The 15497-nt window shown below is 69.3% G+C and carries 19 protein-coding genes; 14 read left to right on the top strand and 5 right to left on the bottom strand.

The features are described 5' to 3' along the window. The first annotated feature begins 9 nt into the window (after nt 1-9). The 4 genes from JI746_RS27705 to JI746_RS16415 are packed head-to-tail and all read left to right on the top strand — an operon-like array spanning nt 10 to nt 1806. On the top strand, nt 10-132 hold the full coding sequence (locus tag JI746_RS27705) for a cytochrome oxidase small assembly protein (protein WP_236599878.1): 123 nt from the start codon (nt 10-12) through the stop codon (nt 130-132). A 3-nt stretch (nt 133-135) separates the two neighbouring features. Next, complete coding sequence (locus tag JI746_RS16425; RefSeq protein WP_201690958.1) at nt 136-729, top strand: cytochrome c oxidase assembly protein; 594 nt, start codon at nt 136-138, stop codon at nt 727-729. Beyond that, nucleotides 726-908, top strand: a complete 183-nt coding sequence (locus tag JI746_RS16420; protein ID WP_201690956.1) for a DUF2970 domain-containing protein — start codon at nt 726-728, stop codon at nt 906-908. Before JI746_RS16425 ends, JI746_RS16420 begins: the two co-directional genes overlap by 4 nt. A 16-nt stretch (nt 909-924) precedes the next feature. Then, nucleotides 925-1806 carry a cytochrome c oxidase subunit 3 gene (locus JI746_RS16415; RefSeq protein ID WP_201690955.1) on the top strand — a complete coding sequence of 294 codons (882 nt, stop codon included), beginning with the start codon at nt 925-927 and terminating at the stop codon, nt 1804-1806. Between the two features lie 84 nt (nt 1807-1890). On the opposite strand, the gene JI746_RS16410 is transcribed toward JI746_RS16415, so the two are convergent. After that, complete coding sequence (locus tag JI746_RS16410; RefSeq protein WP_201690953.1) at nt 1891-2112, bottom strand: twin transmembrane helix small protein; 222 nt, start codon at nt 2110-2112, stop codon at nt 1891-1893. A gap of 30 nt (nt 2113-2142) precedes the next feature. On the opposite strand from JI746_RS16410, the gene JI746_RS16405 reads away from it, so the two are divergent. Genes JI746_RS16405 through JI746_RS16385 form a run of 5 tightly spaced genes read left to right on the top strand, consistent with a single transcriptional unit; the run spans nt 2143 to nt 6144 of the window. Then, entirely contained in the window at nt 2143-2859 is a 717-nt protein-coding gene (locus JI746_RS16405) for an SURF1 family protein (RefSeq protein ID WP_201690951.1), read from the top strand. Further along, entirely contained in the window at nt 2810-3532 is a 723-nt protein-coding gene (locus JI746_RS16400) for an SCO family protein (RefSeq protein WP_201690949.1), read from the top strand. Before JI746_RS16405 ends, JI746_RS16400 begins: the two co-directional genes overlap by 50 nt. A 1-nt stretch (nt 3533) precedes the next feature. Then, nucleotides 3534-4682: a COX15/CtaA family protein gene (locus JI746_RS16395; RefSeq protein ID WP_201690947.1), complete on the top strand. Its 1149-nt coding sequence runs from the start codon at nt 3534-3536 to the stop codon at nt 4680-4682. Further along, nucleotides 4679-5554 carry a heme o synthase gene (gene cyoE / locus JI746_RS16390; protein WP_201690945.1) on the top strand — a complete coding sequence of 292 codons (876 nt, stop codon included), beginning with the start codon at nt 4679-4681 and terminating at the stop codon, nt 5552-5554. The genes JI746_RS16395 and cyoE overlap by 4 nt, the downstream gene beginning before the upstream one ends. Nucleotides 5555-5556: 2 nt before the next feature. Further along, entirely contained in the window at nt 5557-6144 is a 588-nt protein-coding gene (locus tag JI746_RS16385) for an SCO family protein (protein ID WP_201691015.1), read from the top strand. 27 nt (nt 6145-6171) lie between these two features. Here JI746_RS16385 and JI746_RS16380 read toward each other — a convergent pair whose 3' ends face one another. The 3 genes from JI746_RS16380 to JI746_RS16370 form a co-directional block, all read right to left on the bottom strand. Beyond that, nucleotides 6172-7929 carry a sensor domain-containing diguanylate cyclase gene (locus tag JI746_RS16380; protein WP_201690943.1) on the bottom strand — a complete coding sequence of 586 codons (1758 nt, stop codon included), beginning with the start codon at nt 7927-7929 and terminating at the stop codon, nt 6172-6174. A 130-nt stretch (nt 7930-8059) separates the two neighbouring features. Further along, a complete protein-coding gene (rpoH, locus tag JI746_RS16375; protein ID WP_201690940.1) occupies nt 8060-8995 on the bottom strand; it encodes an RNA polymerase sigma factor RpoH in 936 nt (311 codons plus the stop codon). A gap of 143 nt (nt 8996-9138) precedes the next feature. Continuing rightward, complete coding sequence (locus tag JI746_RS16370) at nt 9139-9603, bottom strand: Mpo1 family 2-hydroxy fatty acid dioxygenase (protein WP_201690939.1); 465 nt, start codon at nt 9601-9603, stop codon at nt 9139-9141. Between the two features lie 79 nt (nt 9604-9682). On the opposite strand from JI746_RS16370, the gene cutA reads away from it, so the two are divergent. Then, a complete protein-coding gene (cutA, locus tag JI746_RS16365; protein WP_330893019.1) occupies nt 9683-10012 on the top strand; it encodes a divalent-cation tolerance protein CutA in 330 nt (109 codons plus the stop codon). A gap of 142 nt (nt 10013-10154) precedes the next feature. On the opposite strand, the gene ftsY is transcribed toward cutA, so the two are convergent. Then, nucleotides 10155-11300 (bottom strand): signal recognition particle-docking protein FtsY, encoded by a 1146-nt coding sequence (ftsY, locus tag JI746_RS16360; protein ID WP_201690935.1) that lies wholly within the window; start codon nt 11298-11300, stop codon nt 10155-10157. 29 nt (nt 11301-11329) lie between these two features. Here ftsY and JI746_RS16355 point away from each other — a divergent pair, with 29 nt between their 5' ends. The 4 genes from JI746_RS16355 (at nt 11330) to coaD (ending at nt 15446) form a co-directional block, all read left to right on the top strand. Then, a complete protein-coding gene (locus JI746_RS16355; RefSeq protein ID WP_201690933.1) occupies nt 11330-12751 on the top strand; it encodes a M16 family metallopeptidase in 1422 nt (473 codons plus the stop codon). 9 nt (nt 12752-12760) lie between these two features. After that, nucleotides 12761-14113, top strand: a complete 1353-nt coding sequence (locus JI746_RS16350; RefSeq protein WP_201690931.1) for a M16 family metallopeptidase — start codon at nt 12761-12763, stop codon at nt 14111-14113. 194 nt (nt 14114-14307) lie between these two features. Further along, entirely contained in the window at nt 14308-14898 is a 591-nt protein-coding gene (gene rsmD / locus JI746_RS16345) for a 16S rRNA (guanine(966)-N(2))-methyltransferase RsmD (RefSeq protein WP_201690929.1), read from the top strand. Between the two features lie 47 nt (nt 14899-14945). Further along, on the top strand, nt 14946-15446 hold the full coding sequence (gene coaD, locus JI746_RS16340) for a pantetheine-phosphate adenylyltransferase (protein ID WP_201690927.1): 501 nt from the start codon (nt 14946-14948) through the stop codon (nt 15444-15446). Nucleotides 15447-15497 lie beyond the last annotated feature (51 nt).

Here is a 15497-nt window from a genome sequence, read left to right as displayed (position 1 = left end):
GCGCAGGCGATGACGATGGCGAACGACGACGATCGCAAGAAGGCCAACCTGCGGCTGGCGCTGATCCTGGCGTCGATCGCGCTGGTGTTCCTTCTCGGCTTCGTGACCAAGATGGTCCTCCTGGGAAGGTAAGGCATGGCGCTGGTGGATCGCGAGAACCGCAGGATGGTGCGCAAGCTGGTCGTCGTGGCGGCCGGCATGTTCGCCTTCGGCTACGCGCTGATCCCGATCTACAAGCACGTGTGCGAGGCGCTCGGCATCAACATCCTGGCGCTGGGCGAACGGCAGGTGCCCGGCACGTCCACGGCGAAGCCGAACTCGCAGGTGGACTTGAGCCGCACGATCACCGTGGAGTTCGACGCCAACGCGCGCGGGCCCTGGCACTTCAAGCCGGCGCAAGCGTCGGTGCGGGTGCATCCGGGCGAACTCGCGACCGTGATGTACGAATTCCAGAACGTGCAGGACCGGAAGATGGCCGCCCAGGCCATCCCCAGCTATGCGCCGCGCAACGCCGGTCCGCACTTCAACAAGGTGGAGTGCTTCTGCTTCCAGCAGTACACGCTGGAGCCGGGCGAGAAGAAACAGTGGCCGGTGGCCTTCGTGATCGATCCGAAGCTGCCGAAGGACGTGACGACCATCACCCTGTCCTATACCTTCTTCGAGGTGGGCGGCAAGACGCCGCCGGCGCCGCAGGCCGCGGTGCCGGCGAAGGCGGGCGGGGCGGGATGAGCGCGCTGCACACGATCAAGGCGGTGCTGTGGGCCTTCCTCGGCATCCGCAAGAGAAGCGGCTACGAGCAGGATCTGGCCAAGCTGAGTCCGTTCCACATCATCGCGGTGGCACTCACCCTGGTGATCCTGTTCGTGATCGGACTGATCGTCCTGGTCAACTGGGTCGTCAAGAATTGAGACTAGAGGAAAAGAAATGAGCTCTGCAGCGCCGGGCACCCGGCCCCACTACTTCGTGCCGCAGCCGTCGCGCCACCCGGCGATGGCGGCGTTCGGCCTGTTCTTCGTGATCTTCGGCGCGGCCAACTGGATCAACGGCGCGGGCTGGGGCCGCTTCTCGCTCCTGTTCGGATTGCTGTGGCTGTTCTGGGTCCTGTTCGGCTGGTTCGGCGACGCGATCCGCGAAAGCGAGACCGGCCACTACGGCCGCAAGATCGACCTGTCCTTCCGCTGGAGCATGAGCTGGTTCATCTTCTCGGAAGTGATGTTCTTCGGCGCCTTCTTCACCGCCCTGTGGTGGATGCGCTCGCACTCGGTGCCGGCGCTGGGCGGCGTCGACAACGCGCTGCTGTGGCCCGACTTCAAGGCCGTGTGGCCCAGCGTCGCGCCGGGTGCCACCGCCTCGCCGGCCGGCACCATCGAGCCCTTCGAGACGATGACGCCGTTCTGGCTGCCGACGATCAACACGGCGCTGCTGCTGTCCTCCGGCGTGACGCTGACCATCGCGCACCACGCCCTGCGCGAGAACAAGCGCGGCACCACGGTGATGTGGATGTGGCTGACGGTGCTGCTGGGCTTCACCTTCGTCTGCGTGCAGGCCTACGAGTACTTCCATGCCTACACCGAGCTGAACCTCAAGCTCACGTCCGGCGCCTACGGTTCGACCTTCTTCATGCTCACCGGCTTCCACGGCTTCCACGTGATCGTCGGCATGCTGATGCTGCTGTTCATCACCATCCGGCTGATGCGCGGCCACTTCACGCCGGACCGCCACTTCGGTTTCGAAGGCGCCGCCTGGTACTGGCACTTCGTGGACGTGGTGTGGCTGTTCCTGTACACGCTGGTGTACTGGCTCTGATCCTTTCCGTCACCCCCGCGCAGGCGGGGGTCCAGCAGAAAGGGCCGCGCAAGCGGCCCTTGTCCTTTTTTCCGGCCACGGGAACTACTTCAGCGGAATCCCCGTCGGGTGGATGTACCCGAGCTTCCACGCCACCAGGATGCACACGAACAGCAGGATCGAGAAGCCGACGCGGAACGCCAGCGCGCGCGCCATGTTGCTGGTCTTGGGCCGGCCGTCCTGGCCGGTGTCGCGCATCATGAAGTACAGCGCGGAGCCGAGGCTGCCGATGATGGCCAGGAAGGCCGCGAGAACGAACCACTTCATGCGACGGATCATAGAGGGCCGGCAGCGGAAATGCTCAAGCGTGCGCTGATCGCCATCGCCGCGCTCATCGGCATCGCCGTCACGGTGAACCTGGGCTTCTGGCAGTGGGGCAGGGGCCAGCAGCGCACCGCGCTCCACGACGCCACGCAGGCGCGCGCCCGCCTGGCGCCCCTGGCGCAGGACGCGCTCCCGGCGCAGATCGCTCCCGACGACGCGCTGCTGCACCGGCCCGTCGTCCTGCGCGGCGAATGGCTGCCGGCGCAGACGATCTTCCTCGACAACCGCCAGATGAACGCGGTGCCGGGCTTCTACGTCGTGACGCCGCTGCGCCTGGCCGGCCGCGGCGACGTGATCCTGGTGCAGCGGGGCTGGGTGCAGCGCAATTTCGAGCGGCGCGAAGCGCTTCCCCCGGTGCAGACGCCCGCCGGCGTGGTGGAGGTCCGCGGCCGCTTGGCCCCGCCGCCCGCCAAGCTATATGCCTTCGACAAGGAAGAGAAGGGGCCGATCCGGCAGAATCTCGACCTGACCCGGTTCCGCGCGGAAACCGGCCTGCCCCTGCTGCCCTATTCGGTGCAGCAGACCGGCACGGCTTCCGAGGGCCTGTTGCGCCAGTGGCCGCAGGCCGGCAGCGGCGCGGAAAAGAACTTCGGCTACGCCTTCCAGTGGTGGGCCATCGCCGCGCTCATCGCGATCCTCTATGTCTGGTTCCAACTCCTCGTCCCCCGCCGCCAAGCCCGGCGCGCTTGACCAGCCGCTCGGGCTGACCGTGCACTCGCTGCCGCTGCCGCAGGAGGCCGCGCTCGCCGACGAGCAGCGCACGCGCAGCGGCCGCTGGAAGATGCTGCTGGTGATGCTGGTGTGCGCGGCCCCGGTGCTCGCTTCCTACTTCGCTTACTACGTCGTGCGCCCCGGCACGCGCAGCAGCTACGGCGAGCTGATCGAGCCGCAGCGGCCGATTCCGTCCATCACCGGAACCGACCTCGCCGGCCGGCCCGTGAGCCTTCCCACGCTGCAGGGCCAGTGGCTGCTGGTGAGCGTGGCCGGGGGCGCCTGCGACGCCGCCTGCGAGCGCCACCTGTACCTGCAGCGGCAACTGCGCGAGGCGCTGGGCCGCGACAAGGAGCGCCTGGACTGGGTCTGGCTGGTGGCCGACGACGCGCCGCTGCGCGATGCGCTGAAGCCCGCGCTGGTGCAGGCCACCGTGCTGCGCGTCGACGCGGCGCAGCTCGCCCAGTGGCTGGCGCCCGCGCGCGGCCGGCAGCTGGCCGACCACCTCTACGTCGTCGACCCGATGGGCCACTGGATGATGCGCTTCCCTCCCACGCAGGACGTCGCCGGCGCCACCAAGGTGCGCAAGGACCTCGAACGCCTGATGCGCGCCTCCGCCGGCTGGGACCAGCCCGGCCGGCCGGCGAACTGACATGGTCGACGCTTCGCTGTACGACTTCAGCCCCGTGCTGCGGCTGGCCCTGCTGGGCATCGCCGTCGCCTCGGGGCCGCTCGCCTGGGTCTGGCTGCGCAACAAGCAGGCCGCGCCGGCGCAGCGCCTCGCGGCGCTGACGCTGCTGACCCTGTTCCTCACCTTCGACCTCGTGCTGTTCGGTGCCTTCACGCGCCTGACCGATTCCGGCCTGGGCTGCCCCGACTGGCCCGGCTGCTACGGCAACGCGAGCCCCACCGGCGCGATCGCGCAGATCCGCGCCGAGGAGGCGCGCATGCCGACCGGGCCCGTGACGCACGGCAAGGCCTGGGTGGAGATGGTCCACCGCTATCTTGCCACCGGCGTCGGCGTGCTGATCACCACGCTGGCCATCGCCACCTGGCTGCAGCGCAAGCGCGGCGTGCCGGTGCAGCCCCGCTGGCCCGCGTTGACGCTGGCGTGGGTCTGCCTGCAGGGCGCCTTCGGTGCCCTGACGGTGACCATGAAGCTGTTCCCCGCCATCGTCACCCTGCACCTGCTCGGGGGCATGGTGCTGCTGGCCCTGCTGGCGATGCAGGCGGTGGCGTACCGGCAGGCGCAGCGTGGCAGCGGTGCGTCCGTCATTCCCGCGGTTGCCCGCCACTGGCTGCTCGCGGCCTACGTGCTCCTGTGGCTGCAGGTGGCGCTGGGCGGCTGGGTCAGCACGAACTATGCGGTGCTGGCGTGCAGCACCTTCCCGGCCTGCCAGGGCAGCTGGTGGCCGGCGATGGATTTCCGCCAGGGCTTCGAGCTGTGGCGGCCGCTCGGGATGACCGGTGCCGGCGAGACGATCCACTTCGCGGCCCTGACGGCGATCCACTATGCGCACCGGCTCGTGGCCTATGCCGTGTTCGTGGTGATCGGCGTGGCCTCCTGGCGGCTGCGGGGCGGGCCCTTGCACCGCAGTGCGCGTGCGATCGGGCTGCTGCTGCTGTGGCAGTTCGCGAGCGGGCTGTCGAACGTGGTGCTGGGCTGGCCGCTGCTGGCAGCCGTGGCCCACACCGGCGGCGCGGCCGCCCTCGTGGTGGCGCTGACCTGGGCGCTGCGTGAAAGCCGGGGCGAGCGCGCGGTGGCGCGCGAGCCCGCCGGCGTGCGCGAGGTGTCCGCATGAACGCCGTGGTCGCACGCCAGTACTACGCGCTGATGAAGCCGCGCGTCATCCAGCTGATCGTCTTCTGCGCCATCATCGGCATGGTGCTGGCGGTGCCGGGCCTGCCCTCGCTGGACGACCTGCGCGTCGGCGTCGTCGCATCGTTCGGCATCTGGCTGGTCGCCGGCGCCGCCGCCGCCTTCAACTGCCTGGTGGAAAAGGGCATCGACGCCAAGATGCGCCGCACGGCCTGGCGGCCCACGGCCAAGGGCGAACTGAATGACATGCAGACGCTGGTCTTCTCGGCCGCACTCTGCGCGGTGGGGTCCTGGCTGCTCTATGCCTGGGTCAATCCGCTGACGATGTGGCTCACGCTGGCCACCTTCATCGGCTACGCCGTGATCTACACCGTGATCCTCAAGCCGCTGACGCCGCAGAACATCGTGATCGGCGGCGCATCCGGCGCGATGCCGCCGGTGCTGGGTTGGGCCGCGCTGCGCGGCGACGTCGGCCCGGAAGCGCTGATCCTGTTCCTGATCATCTTCCTGTGGACGCCGCCGCACTTCTGGGCACTGGCGCTGTACCGGGTGGAGGACTACCGCCGCTCGGGCCTGCCGATGCTGCCGGTGACGCACGGCAACGAGTTCACGCGCCTGCAGATCCTGCTCTACACCATCGTGCTGTTCGCGGCCTGCCTCATGCCCTTCGCCTACGGCATGAGCTCGTGGCTGTACCTCGCGGCGGCACTGGTTCTCAGCGTCGGCTTCACGTGGTACGGTTTCCGCCTCTGGCGCGAATATTCCGACGCGCTGGCGCGCAAGACCTTCCGCTTCTCGCTCATCCACCTGAGCGTGCTGTTCGCGGCCCTGCTGGTGGACCATTACCTGCTGTGAGCATGCTGCGACGCGACTTCCTTTCCCTCGCCGGCGCCTCCGCGCTGCTGGCCGCCTGCGGCGACGAGCCCAAGCCGGCGTTCAAGGCGGTGGACATCACCGGCGCCGACTACGCGCGCGACTTCAAGCTGCCCGACACCGCGGGCAAGGTGCGCAGCGTGGGCGAGTTCCAGGGCAAGGCCGTGATCGTGTTCTTCGGCTACACGCAATGCCCCGACGCCTGCCCCACCACGCTGGCCGAGATCGCCGAGGCCAAGAAATTGCTGGGGGCGGATGGCGCCAAGGTGCAGCCGGTGCTGATCTCGCTCGACCCCGAGCGCGACACGCCCGAGCTGCTCAAGGCCTACGTCGGCAACTTCGGGCCGGATTTCATCGCCCTGCGCGGCACGCCGGAGCAGACCGCTGCCGTGGCCAAGGATTTCAAGGTGTTCTATCGCAAGGCGCCGGGCAGCACGCCGGGCAGCTACACCCTGGACCACTCGGCGGCGAGCTACGTGTACGACCCCAAGGGCCGGCTGCGCCTGTACGTGCGCTACGGCGCCGGCGCGCAGGCGCTGGCGGACGATCTCAAGCTGATCCTGCAGGCCTGAAGGCGGCCGGCGCGGCCTGCGCCCCGGTCAGCGCAACACGCTTTCCTCGACGACCTCGAGCGAGCGGATCGCCTTGCGCGTTTCGGGCGTGATCAGGTCCAGTCCGTCGACCGCCCACTGCACCGTGGCCGCGCCATCGAGCTGCGGCCGCGGCAGCAGCGTCCAGGTCACGTGGTAGCGCAAGGTCACCCCGGGCAGCGCGGCCACTTCGCGCAGGCCGCTGGCCACCAGCTGCTGTGCGCGCGAGATCGCCGCCTCCCGCGTGGTCGGCGCTTCGATCAGCAGCGCGAACTCGCGCTGGCCGAGCCGCGCCGCCATGTCGTAGCCCAGGCTCAGTCGCCGCAGGTGCGAGGCCGTGACCACCAGCGCCTTGTCCACCGCCTCGCGGCCGAACTCCTCGCCGATCGCCTCCAGGTTCGACAGCCGGATGCACAGCAGGGCGCACTGCTGCTTCTGCGTGCGGGCGTGGGTCAGGCTGCTGTCCAGGCGCTCCGTCATGGCCTGGCGGTGCGGCAGGCCGGTGAGGGGATCGGCCCGCACCAGCGCGCTGGCCCGCAGTTCGGCCTCGCGCCGCTCCATGAGGCGGGAGTTCACGGCGTAGTAGAGGATGGGCACGGCGAGCAGCGCGCCCAGGTACAGGCCGAAGCGGGTGAGCACGTTGGCCGGCAGCAGGCCCATGTCGCGCCCGAGCGGAAACACCGCGAGCACCGCCACCGGCACGAAGGCGATCGCCACCAGCCGCACATGCCGTTCCCGGCCGGCGATGCAGCCCCACAAGACCATGCTCAGCACCGCAACGAGCGCCAGCCCCGTCAGCGACAGCACCAGCGTCAGACTGGCCGCGTTGTTGATCACCAGGTGCAGCGCCGTGGCGCCGAGGAGGGCGGCAATGAGCGCCTCCACACCGAGGTCGAGCCCGCGCGACAGGCGGGCGGGATCGGTCAGGATCTTGACCAGCCAGAGGCCCGCCGCCACCCCAGCCCCCGGCCAGAGTTCCAGCACGACGTCGTTCCACGCGCTCGAACCGGACCAGAGATGCTGGCCACCCAGCCCGCTGCGCCCGAGCTGGCCGAACACGAGCAGCACGATGCACACGCCGAGCGTCACCGAAGCCCGGTCGCGGAACACCCCCCCGTTGACGAAGGCCCCCAGGGCGACCAGCGCCAGCACGCCGAAATAGCAGCCCAGGACGAATTCCTCGCCTTCGCGGTGAACCTGCAAGGCGTCGTGGCGCAGCAGCGAAAGCGGCGCCACGAAGTCGCCGTGGCTGTCGTTCACGCGCAGCCAGTAGCGCACCGGCTGGACGCTGTCCGCAGCGAGCGTGAAGGTGGGCAGCCGGCCCGGCACGGGCCAGGCGGACACGTCGATGCCGGAGCCGGCCTCCTGCAGCACCCAGCGACCGGCGCGATCGCGGTAGAAGAGCTCCAGGCGGTCGTTCACCGAGGAGCCGACTTCGAGGAACCAGGGCTGGCCGGGCGGCGTGGCCGCGTCGAACACGATCCACAGCGCGCCGACGGGGGCGCGCTGGTTCTCGCGCTTGCGCACGCGCCAGGGGATCTCCGCGGCCCGCGCTTCCACCAGGTCGACCGACATGGTGCCGCTCTCGTCGATCCAGTACAGGCTGTGCTCCGCCAGGCTGGCTTCCTGCTGGTTGCCGACCACCACCGGCGGCAGTCCTCCGCCCGGCATCAGAGCCTCGGCGTGCGCGGCGGGGCCGGAACAGGCGAGTACCAGCCACAGCCAGAGCGCCCACCAGCAGCGCAGCGTCGGTCCCCTCCTTGTCATCCCGGGATTGTCGCGGCGCACGGCAGAGCAGTCCGGCAGTGGGGGCTTGAAAAGACAGCGTATCGGCGCGGATACAACAAAAAGCCCGGCGGGGGCCGGGCTTCAGGTCGTTTCGCGTTGCTCCTGCCCGTCAGGCAAAGGCCGTCAGGGCTTTCTTCATCTTCTTCATGGCGGCCACCTCGATCTGGCGGATCCGCTCGGCCGAGACGCCGTATTCCGCCGCCAGTTCGTGCAGCGTCATCCCGCCGGAGCCGTCGTCGTTCACCTTCAGCCAGCGTTCCTCCACGATGCGGCGGCTGCGCGGATCGAGCTGCTCCAGGGCAGCCTGGATGCCGTCGGAGGCCATCACGTCGCGCTCGCGATTCTCGAGTTCCGCCGTCGGCTCGTGGGTGGCGTCGGCGAGGTAGGCGATCGGGCCGAAGGCTTCCTCGCCGTCATCGGCCGGACCGGGATCCAGCACGACGTCGCCGCCCGACATGCGCGTTTCCATCTCGATGACTTCCTCGCGCTTGACGTTCAGCTCCCGCGCCATGACCTCGATCTGCGCGTCGGTGAGCGTCTCGCGGTGGGTCTGCGCGTCTTCCTCGTCCTTGAAGCCCTGCTTCATGGAGCGCAGGTTGAAGAACAGCTTACGCTGGGCCTTGGTGGTGGCCACCTTGACCATGCGCCAGTTCTTCAGGATGTATTCGTGGATCTCGGCCTTGATCCAGTGCAGCGCGTAGCTGACCAGCCGGACGCCTTGCTCGGGGTCGAAGCGCTTCACCGCCTTCATCAGGCCGATGTTGCCTTCCTGGATCAGGTCGCCGTGGGGCAGGCCGTAACCCAGGTACTTGCGCGAGACAGAGACCACCAGCCGCAGGTGCGACAGCACCAGCTTCCCCGCCGCTTCGAGGTCGTTCTGGTCCCTGAATTTCTTCGCGAACTCGTATTCTTCCTCCGCCGTCAGCATCGGCAGCCGGTTGACCGCCGAGATGTACGCGTCCAGGTTGCCCAGCGACGGAACGACGGCCCAGGGGTTGGACAGCGCCAACGCCGTGGTACCCGAGGCTCCATTGGTTGAGGACATACCGGAAACTCCTTTTGCTCGTGAAATATTAGCACTCTGTTAGACAGAGTGCTAAGGCCTTGGTTCCGTAGGCATGAGCGCCGACAGGAGGTCGGCGAGGGCTTCCAGGGAGCGTGTTGCACTGCCCCGGAGGACGCCTCCGCCTACCAGCGGATGCCGAGCTTCAGGAACAGCTTGCTCAGGACGAACATGGGGCCGACCCAGAGGTACTGCAAGTCCTCGAAGAAGGAAGGCTTCTTTCCTTCCACCTTGTGGCCGATGAACTGGGCGATCCAGGCCGGCACGAAGATGGCCAGCGAGATACTGAGTACGTGCTCACCCATCGCGTGAACCGCGGCCAGCATAGCGGCCGAGACCAGGGCCATGGTGGCCAGGAACACGCCGGACAGCCGAAGGTAGTACACCATGCTGGCGGCCACGAAGGCGTAGGCGAGCCAGGGATGGGCCGCCGACAGCAGGCCCAGCAGGCTGAGCATGATCAGCGGGATGGCCACGAAGTGGATCGCCTCGTTCACGGGGTTGCGGTGGCTTTCCTCGTAGTGCGCCAGGAGCTGGTCCACCCGGCGGGCCGGGGCGGAGGCGGAGGAATCGGTGAAGGCGGCGGTCATGGCGGGCTCCCGGTGGACAATCGGCAGATTCTGGAGGGCGTGCCCCATGGAAAACAGTCAAGGCCGCGACATTTTGACCGTGACGACGACCGTCGGTTCACGGGACGACGCGCAGAAGCTGGCGCGCGCGATCATGCAGGCCCGGCTGGCCGCCTGCGTGCAGGTGGAGGAGGGGCTCACGTCCTTCTATCGCTGGCAGGGCAAGGAATGCGAGGACGCGGAGCTGCGGCTCACGGTCAAGACGCTGCCCGGGTGCGAGGCCGCCCTGCAGGCGCTGTTCCGCGAGCAGCATCCCTACGAGCTGCCGCAGTTTGTCGCCGTGCGGATGCAGGCCGGGGAAGGGTATTTCGCGTGGGTGCGGGGCGAGGTGGCCGTGCCCGAGGATCCGCGGGAGACGCTCGGATTGTGAGGGGGCGGCGCTGCGCGCCATCGCTGGGGTTCGCGCGCTTCGCGGCTCACCGCCAGCCTACAGGGGAACGCTGGCGAGTCTGGTAGGCTGGTGGTGACGCGCGTCAGCGCCGGAACCCCAGCGATGGCGCGCAGCGCCGCCGCTACGACAACAACGCCAGCGCGAACTCCCGCGCATTGAAGGTCTCCAGGTCCTCCAGCCGCTCCCCCACGCCGATGAAGTAGACGGGCACCGGCCTTTCCTGCGCGATCGCCGCCAGCACGCCGCCCTTGGCCGTGCCATCCAGCTTGGTCACCACCAGGCCGGTGAGCTGCAGGACGGCGTCGAAGGCCTTGACCTGCTGCACGGCGTTCTGGCCGGTGTTGCCGTCGATCACCAGCAGCACTTCGTGCGGCGCCGTGGCGTCGGCCTTGGTCACCACCCGGCGGATCTTGCGCAGTTCCTCCATCAGGTGCTGCTGGGTGGGCAGGCGCCCGGCGGTGTCGACGATCACGACGTTCTTGCGACGCGCCTTGCCGGCCGAAACGGCGTCGAAGCTCACCGCCGCCGGATCGCCGCCTTCCTGGCTGACGATCTCCACCTTGTTGCGGTCGGCCCAGACCGCGAGCTGCTCCTTCGCGGCGGCGCGGAAGGTGTCGGCGGCGGCCAGCAGCACCGTCTCGCCCTCGTCGGCCAGGTGCTTGGTCAGCTTGCCGATGGAGGTCGTCTTGCCCGCGCCATTCACGCCGGCCACCATGATCACGGTCGGCTGGTGTTCGCCGATGGTGAGCGGCTTCTCCAGCGGACGCAGCAGCTGCGTGAGCGCGTCGACCAGGATGTTCTTGGCCTGCACCGGGCGCGTGGCGCCGGTGGCGGCCACCTTGCGCCGCACCTCCGTGAGCAGGTAGTCGGTCGCCGGCACCCCGGTGTCGGCCAGCAGCAGCGCCGTCTCGAGTTCCTCGTACAACGCCTCGTCGATCTGGGCGCCGGTGAAGACCTGCGACAGGTTGGTCCCCGTCTTCTTCAGGCCCTCGGTGAGCCGCTCCATCCAGTTCTGGCGCTCCGGGGCGACCTCGGGGACGACCGGGATCTCGATGGCCTGGACCAAGGCGCTGCCGATCAGGCCGCCGCCGCTGCGGGGCGGTGGTGGGGCCGGCGTGGGCGCGGGAACCGGCACGACGACCGGCGCCGGCGCAGCCACGGTCGGCGGTGCGACAGGGGCCGGTGGCGCTTCGACGACCGGGGCGGGGGCAGGCGCGGCGACGGGCGCCGGCGTGGCGGGTGGCTTTTTCCGGAAGAAGCTGAACATCAGGGAGGTTTCTAGAATCAGAGGATTCTATGAAACGACACCTGCGCTCCCTGCTCCTTCCGCTCGCGGCCGCGCTTCCGCTGGCGCTCCTGCCCCCCGCCCACGGCCAGATCTCCGGTCCCGCACCGGCCCAGGAGAAGCCGCTGGAATACAAGCTCCCCAATGGAATGACGGTCATCATCAAGCCCGACCGTCGCGCTCCCACCGCCGTCCACATGGTCTACGTGCGCGTCGGCGCGATGGACGAAGTCGATGGCACGACCGGCGTCGCCCACGTGCTGGAACACATGATGTTCAAGGGCACGCCGACCACCGGGCCGGGCGAGTTCTCGCGCAAGGTGGCCGCCCTCGGCGGCCGCGAGAACGCCTTCACCACCCGCGACCAGACCGGCTTCTTCCAGCAGATCCCGGCCAACCGGCTGGAGGACGTGATCCGGCTGGAATCGGACCGCTTCGCCCACAACCAGTGGGCCGACGACGAATTCAAGCGCGAGCTGGAGGTGGTCAAGGAGGAGCGGCGCACCCGCACCGAGGACAACCCGCGCGGCCTGCTCTATGAGCAGCTCAGCGCCACGGCCTATCAGGCCTCGCCGTACCGCCGCCCCGTGGTGGGCTGGATGAGCGACCTCGAGGCGATGACGCCCGCCGACGCGCGCGACTTCTACCGCCGCTGGTACGTGCCGGCCAATGCCGCCGTGATCATCGCCGGCGACGTCGACCCGGCCAAGGTCCGCACGCTGGTCGACAAGTACTACGGCAGCATCGCCGCCAAGCCGGTGCCGCCGCGCAAGCCGCGCGAGGAGCCGGCGCAAAAGGGCATCCGCCGGATCGAATTCAAGGCCCCCGCGGAGCAGTCGTACGTGGCGCTGGCCTTCAAGGTGCCGCAGCTCACGTCCTTCGACAAGACGCCCGAGAACGACGACGCGCTGGCGCTCACCGTGCTCTCCGGCGTGCTCGATGGCTACGAGGGCGCACGCCTGGACCGCGCGCTGACGCAGGGCCCCGACCGGGTCGCCGACGGCGTCGATGCCGGCAACGGCCTGTGGGGCCGCGGCCCGCAATTGTTCACGCTGGCCGGCGTGCCGGCGGCGGGCAAGACGCCGGAGCAGGTCGAGGCCGCGCTGCGCGCCGAGGTGGCGCGGGTGGCCCGCGAGGGCGTGACCCCGGCCGAACTGCAGCGGGTGAAGACGCGCTGGATCGCCGGCGAGATCTACAAGCTGGACTCGGTGATGAACCAGGCCCGCGAACTGGGCAGCGCCTGGGTGATGGGCCTGCCGATCGACGCCGAGGACCGCCTGATGGCACGACTGCGCGAAGTCACGCCCGCACAGGTCCAGTCCGTCGCCGCCCGCTACTTCGGCGACGAGCAGCTCACCGTGGGCATCCTGCGGCCGCTGCCCGTGGACCCGAACCGCAAGCCCCGCACCCCCGCCGTCCCCCTGCGCCACTGAAAGGTTCCCATGCGTTTTCCGACTTTCCTGGCGCACGGCGCGCTGGCCGGCTTCCTGGCCTGCGCCTTCGTCGCTCCCGCCTCGGCCGCCCTGCCGATCCAGAAATGGCAGCAGGCCAGCGGCGCGCAGGTCTGGCTGATCGAGAGCCCCAGCCTGCCGATGGTGGACGTCGAGATCGACTTCGATGCCGGCGACCGGCGCGATCCCGCCGACAAGGCCGGCCTGGCCGGCGTGACCGCGGACATGACCTCCAAGGGCATCGCCGCGCGCAACGGCGAGCCGGCGCTGGACGAGAACCAGCTCGGCGAAGCCTGGGCCGACCTCGGCGCCTCCTTCGGTGGCGGCGCGAGCCTCGACCGCATGAGCTATGCGCTGCGATCGCTCACCTACCCCGACCTGCTGGACAAGGCGGTGAAGCTGGCGGCGCGCGAGCTGGGCGAGCCGTCCTTCCCCGACGCGATCTGGCAGCGCGAACGCCAGCGCATGGTGGCCTCGATCCGCGAGGCCAACACGCGTCCCGGCACCGTGGCTGCACGGGCCTTCGGCGCCGCGGTCTACGGTGGCCACCCGTATGGCTACGACACGACGGAGCAGTCGCTCGGTCGCATCACCGTGCAGGACATGCGCAACTTCTACGCTGCCATCCTGCCTTGCCGCGCGAAGGTGAGCATCGTCGGCGCCGTCACGCGACAGCAGGCCGACCAGATCGCGGCCACGCTGCTGTCGCGGCTGCCGGCCGGCCGTTGCGAGCCGCTGCCGCCGGTGGGCGAGGTTCCGGCCTTGAGCGCCGCCGCCGAACGCAGCATCCCCTTCGCCTCGGCCCAGGCCCATGTCCTGATCGGGCAACCGGGCTACAAGCGTTCGGATCCGGACTACTTCCCGCTGCTCCTGGGCAACTACATCCTGGGTGGCGGGGGCTTCGTCTCGCGCCTGTCCGAGGAGGTGCGGCAAAAGCGCGGCCTGAGCTACAGCGTCTACAGCTACTTCGCCCCCGGGCTGCATGCCGGCGCCTTCACCCTGGGCCTGCAGACCCGGCCGGACCAGGCCGCGCAGGCCGTGCAGGTCTCGCGCGACGTGCTGCGCCGCTTCGTCGCCGAAGGCCCGACCGAGGCCGAACTGAAGGCCGCCAAGGACTTCATGATCGGCGGCTTCGCGCTGCGCATCGACAGCAACCGCAAGCTGGTCGAGAACCTGGCCAACATCGCGTGGTACGAGCTGCCGCTGGATTACCTGGACACGTGGACGAAGCAGATCGAGAAGGTCACGGCCGCCGAGATCAAGTCCGCCTTCGCCCGCAAGGTGCAGCCGGACCGCATGGTGACGGTGGTGGTGGGCGGCGACGTGGCGTCGGCCCGACAGTAATACAGGGGAAATTCCTGCCCACCTGTCAATGTTGACAGGGGCCGGCCTGCAGACTTTTGCAAGACCCTCAACAATTCAAACGCGCTGTCACGCATTGCTTGCGAACACGCGGGAGAGTTCACAGGGAGAGACTCGGGCACGGCCGAAAGCCGTGCCCGTTTTTTTTGCGGCGCCGGCTCCGATAAGCTTCCACGATGCCCCGTCCCGCCTCGCCCCCCGCGCGCCGCAGCCTTCCCCACCAGGTCCGCATCATCGGGGGCCACTGGAAGCGCACCAAGCTGGAGGTTCCCGACCGGCCGGGCCTGCGGCCCACGCCGGACCGGGTGCGCGAAACGCTCTTCAACTGGCTGGGGCAGGACCTGGCCGGCTGGCGCTGCGTCGACGCCTTTGCCGGCACCGGCGCGCTGGGCCTGGAGGCGGCTTCGCGCGGTGCCGCGGACGTCCTGCTGGTGGAGGCCGACGGCGCGCTGGTGGATGCCCTGCGGGCCGTGATCAAGCGCCTGGACGCCGTCCACGTGCGGGTGCAGCGAGGCAACGCGCTGACGCTGCTGGCGGGCCTGCCCGCCGGCGCGACCGACCTCGTCTTCCTGGATCCGCCCTTCGAGGCCGACCTGTTCGACAAGGCGCTGGCAGCCACGCTGCCGGCGCTGGCGCCGCAGGGGCTGATCTACCTGGAAGCGCCCACGCCATGGGAAGGCGAAGCGCTGGCGCGGCACGGGCTGGAGGTGCAGCGGCACCTGCGGGCCGGCGCGGTGCACGGGCACCTGTTGCGTCGCGCTGCATAATCCGGCGCACAGCGCGTGCCGGCGCCGCCGGCGTCCAGGAGAGTTAAATGGCCACCGACGTCCTCGCCGTCTATCCCGGCACCTTCGACCCGATGACGCTGGGTCACGAGGACGTGGTCCATCGCGCCTGCCAGTTGTTCGGGCGCCTGATCGTCGCGGTGGCGGCCGGTCACCACAAGAAGTCGCTCTTCACGATGGAGGAGCGCATCGACATGGCACGCGAGGCGCTGGCGAAGTACCCGCAGGTGAGCGTGGAAGGCTTCAGCGGCCTGGTGCGCGATTTCGTCGTGGCGCGCGGCGGCAAGGCGATGGTGCGCGGCGTGCGGGCGGTGACCGACTTCGACTACGAATTCCAGCTCGCCGGCATGAACCGCCACCTGATGCCGGACGTGGAAACCGTCTTCCTCACGCCCAGCGACAAGTACCAGTTCATCTCCAGCACCTTCGTGCGCGAAATCGCCGTCCTCGGCGGCGAAGTCCACCAGTTCGTCTCGGCCTCGGTGCAGCAGCGCCTGATGGAGAAGGTGCGCGGGCTGGGGCGGGAGTAGGAAGACAGAACCACCAACGCAAAAGCCGCAGTTACGCAAAGCCGCGAAAGG

Source organism: Ramlibacter alkalitolerans (genome assembly GCF_016722765.1).
In the GTDB taxonomy this organism is placed as follows: domain Bacteria; phylum Pseudomonadota; class Gammaproteobacteria; order Burkholderiales; family Burkholderiaceae_C; genus Ramlibacter; species Ramlibacter alkalitolerans.
The sequence above is the reverse complement of the archived record's forward strand: the minus strand, read 5'-3'. Positions and strand labels throughout refer to the sequence as shown.

Coding starts and splice junctions, on each gene's coding strand:
- JI746_RS27705 (WP_236599878.1), top strand. CDS start 10: ATGACGATGGCGAACGACGACGATCGCAAGAAGGCCAACCTGCGGCTG.
- JI746_RS16425 (WP_201690958.1), top strand. CDS start 136: ATGGCGCTGGTGGATCGCGAGAACCGCAGGATGGTGCGCAAGCTGGTC.
- JI746_RS16420 (WP_201690956.1), top strand. CDS start 726: ATGAGCGCGCTGCACACGATCAAGGCGGTGCTGTGGGCCTTCCTCGGC.
- JI746_RS16415 (WP_201690955.1), top strand. CDS start 925: ATGAGCTCTGCAGCGCCGGGCACCCGGCCCCACTACTTCGTGCCGCAG.
- JI746_RS16410 (WP_201690953.1), bottom strand. CDS start 2,112: ATGAAGTGGTTCGTTCTCGCGGCCTTCCTGGCCATCATCGGCAGCCTC.
- JI746_RS16405 (WP_201690951.1), top strand. CDS start 2,143: ATGCTCAAGCGTGCGCTGATCGCCATCGCCGCGCTCATCGGCATCGCC.
- JI746_RS16400 (WP_201690949.1), top strand. CDS start 2,810: ATGTCTGGTTCCAACTCCTCGTCCCCCGCCGCCAAGCCCGGCGCGCTT.
- JI746_RS16395 (WP_201690947.1), top strand. CDS start 3,534: ATGGTCGACGCTTCGCTGTACGACTTCAGCCCCGTGCTGCGGCTGGCC.
- cyoE (WP_201690945.1), top strand. CDS start 4,679: ATGAACGCCGTGGTCGCACGCCAGTACTACGCGCTGATGAAGCCGCGC.
- JI746_RS16385 (WP_201691015.1), top strand. CDS start 5,557: ATGCTGCGACGCGACTTCCTTTCCCTCGCCGGCGCCTCCGCGCTGCTG.
- JI746_RS16380 (WP_201690943.1), bottom strand. CDS start 7,929: ATGACAAGGAGGGGACCGACGCTGCGCTGCTGGTGGGCGCTCTGGCTG.
- rpoH (WP_201690940.1), bottom strand. CDS start 8,995: ATGTCCTCAACCAATGGAGCCTCGGGTACCACGGCGTTGGCGCTGTCC.
- JI746_RS16370 (WP_201690939.1), bottom strand. CDS start 9,603: ATGACCGCCGCCTTCACCGATTCCTCCGCCTCCGCCCCGGCCCGCCGG.
- ftsY (WP_201690935.1), bottom strand. CDS start 11,300: ATGTTCAGCTTCTTCCGGAAAAAGCCACCCGCCACGCCGGCGCCCGTC.
- JI746_RS16355 (WP_201690933.1), top strand. CDS start 11,330: ATGAAACGACACCTGCGCTCCCTGCTCCTTCCGCTCGCGGCCGCGCTT.
- JI746_RS16350 (WP_201690931.1), top strand. CDS start 12,761: ATGCGTTTTCCGACTTTCCTGGCGCACGGCGCGCTGGCCGGCTTCCTG.
- rsmD (WP_201690929.1), top strand. CDS start 14,308: ATGCCCCGTCCCGCCTCGCCCCCCGCGCGCCGCAGCCTTCCCCACCAG.
- coaD (WP_201690927.1), top strand. CDS start 14,946: ATGGCCACCGACGTCCTCGCCGTCTATCCCGGCACCTTCGACCCGATG.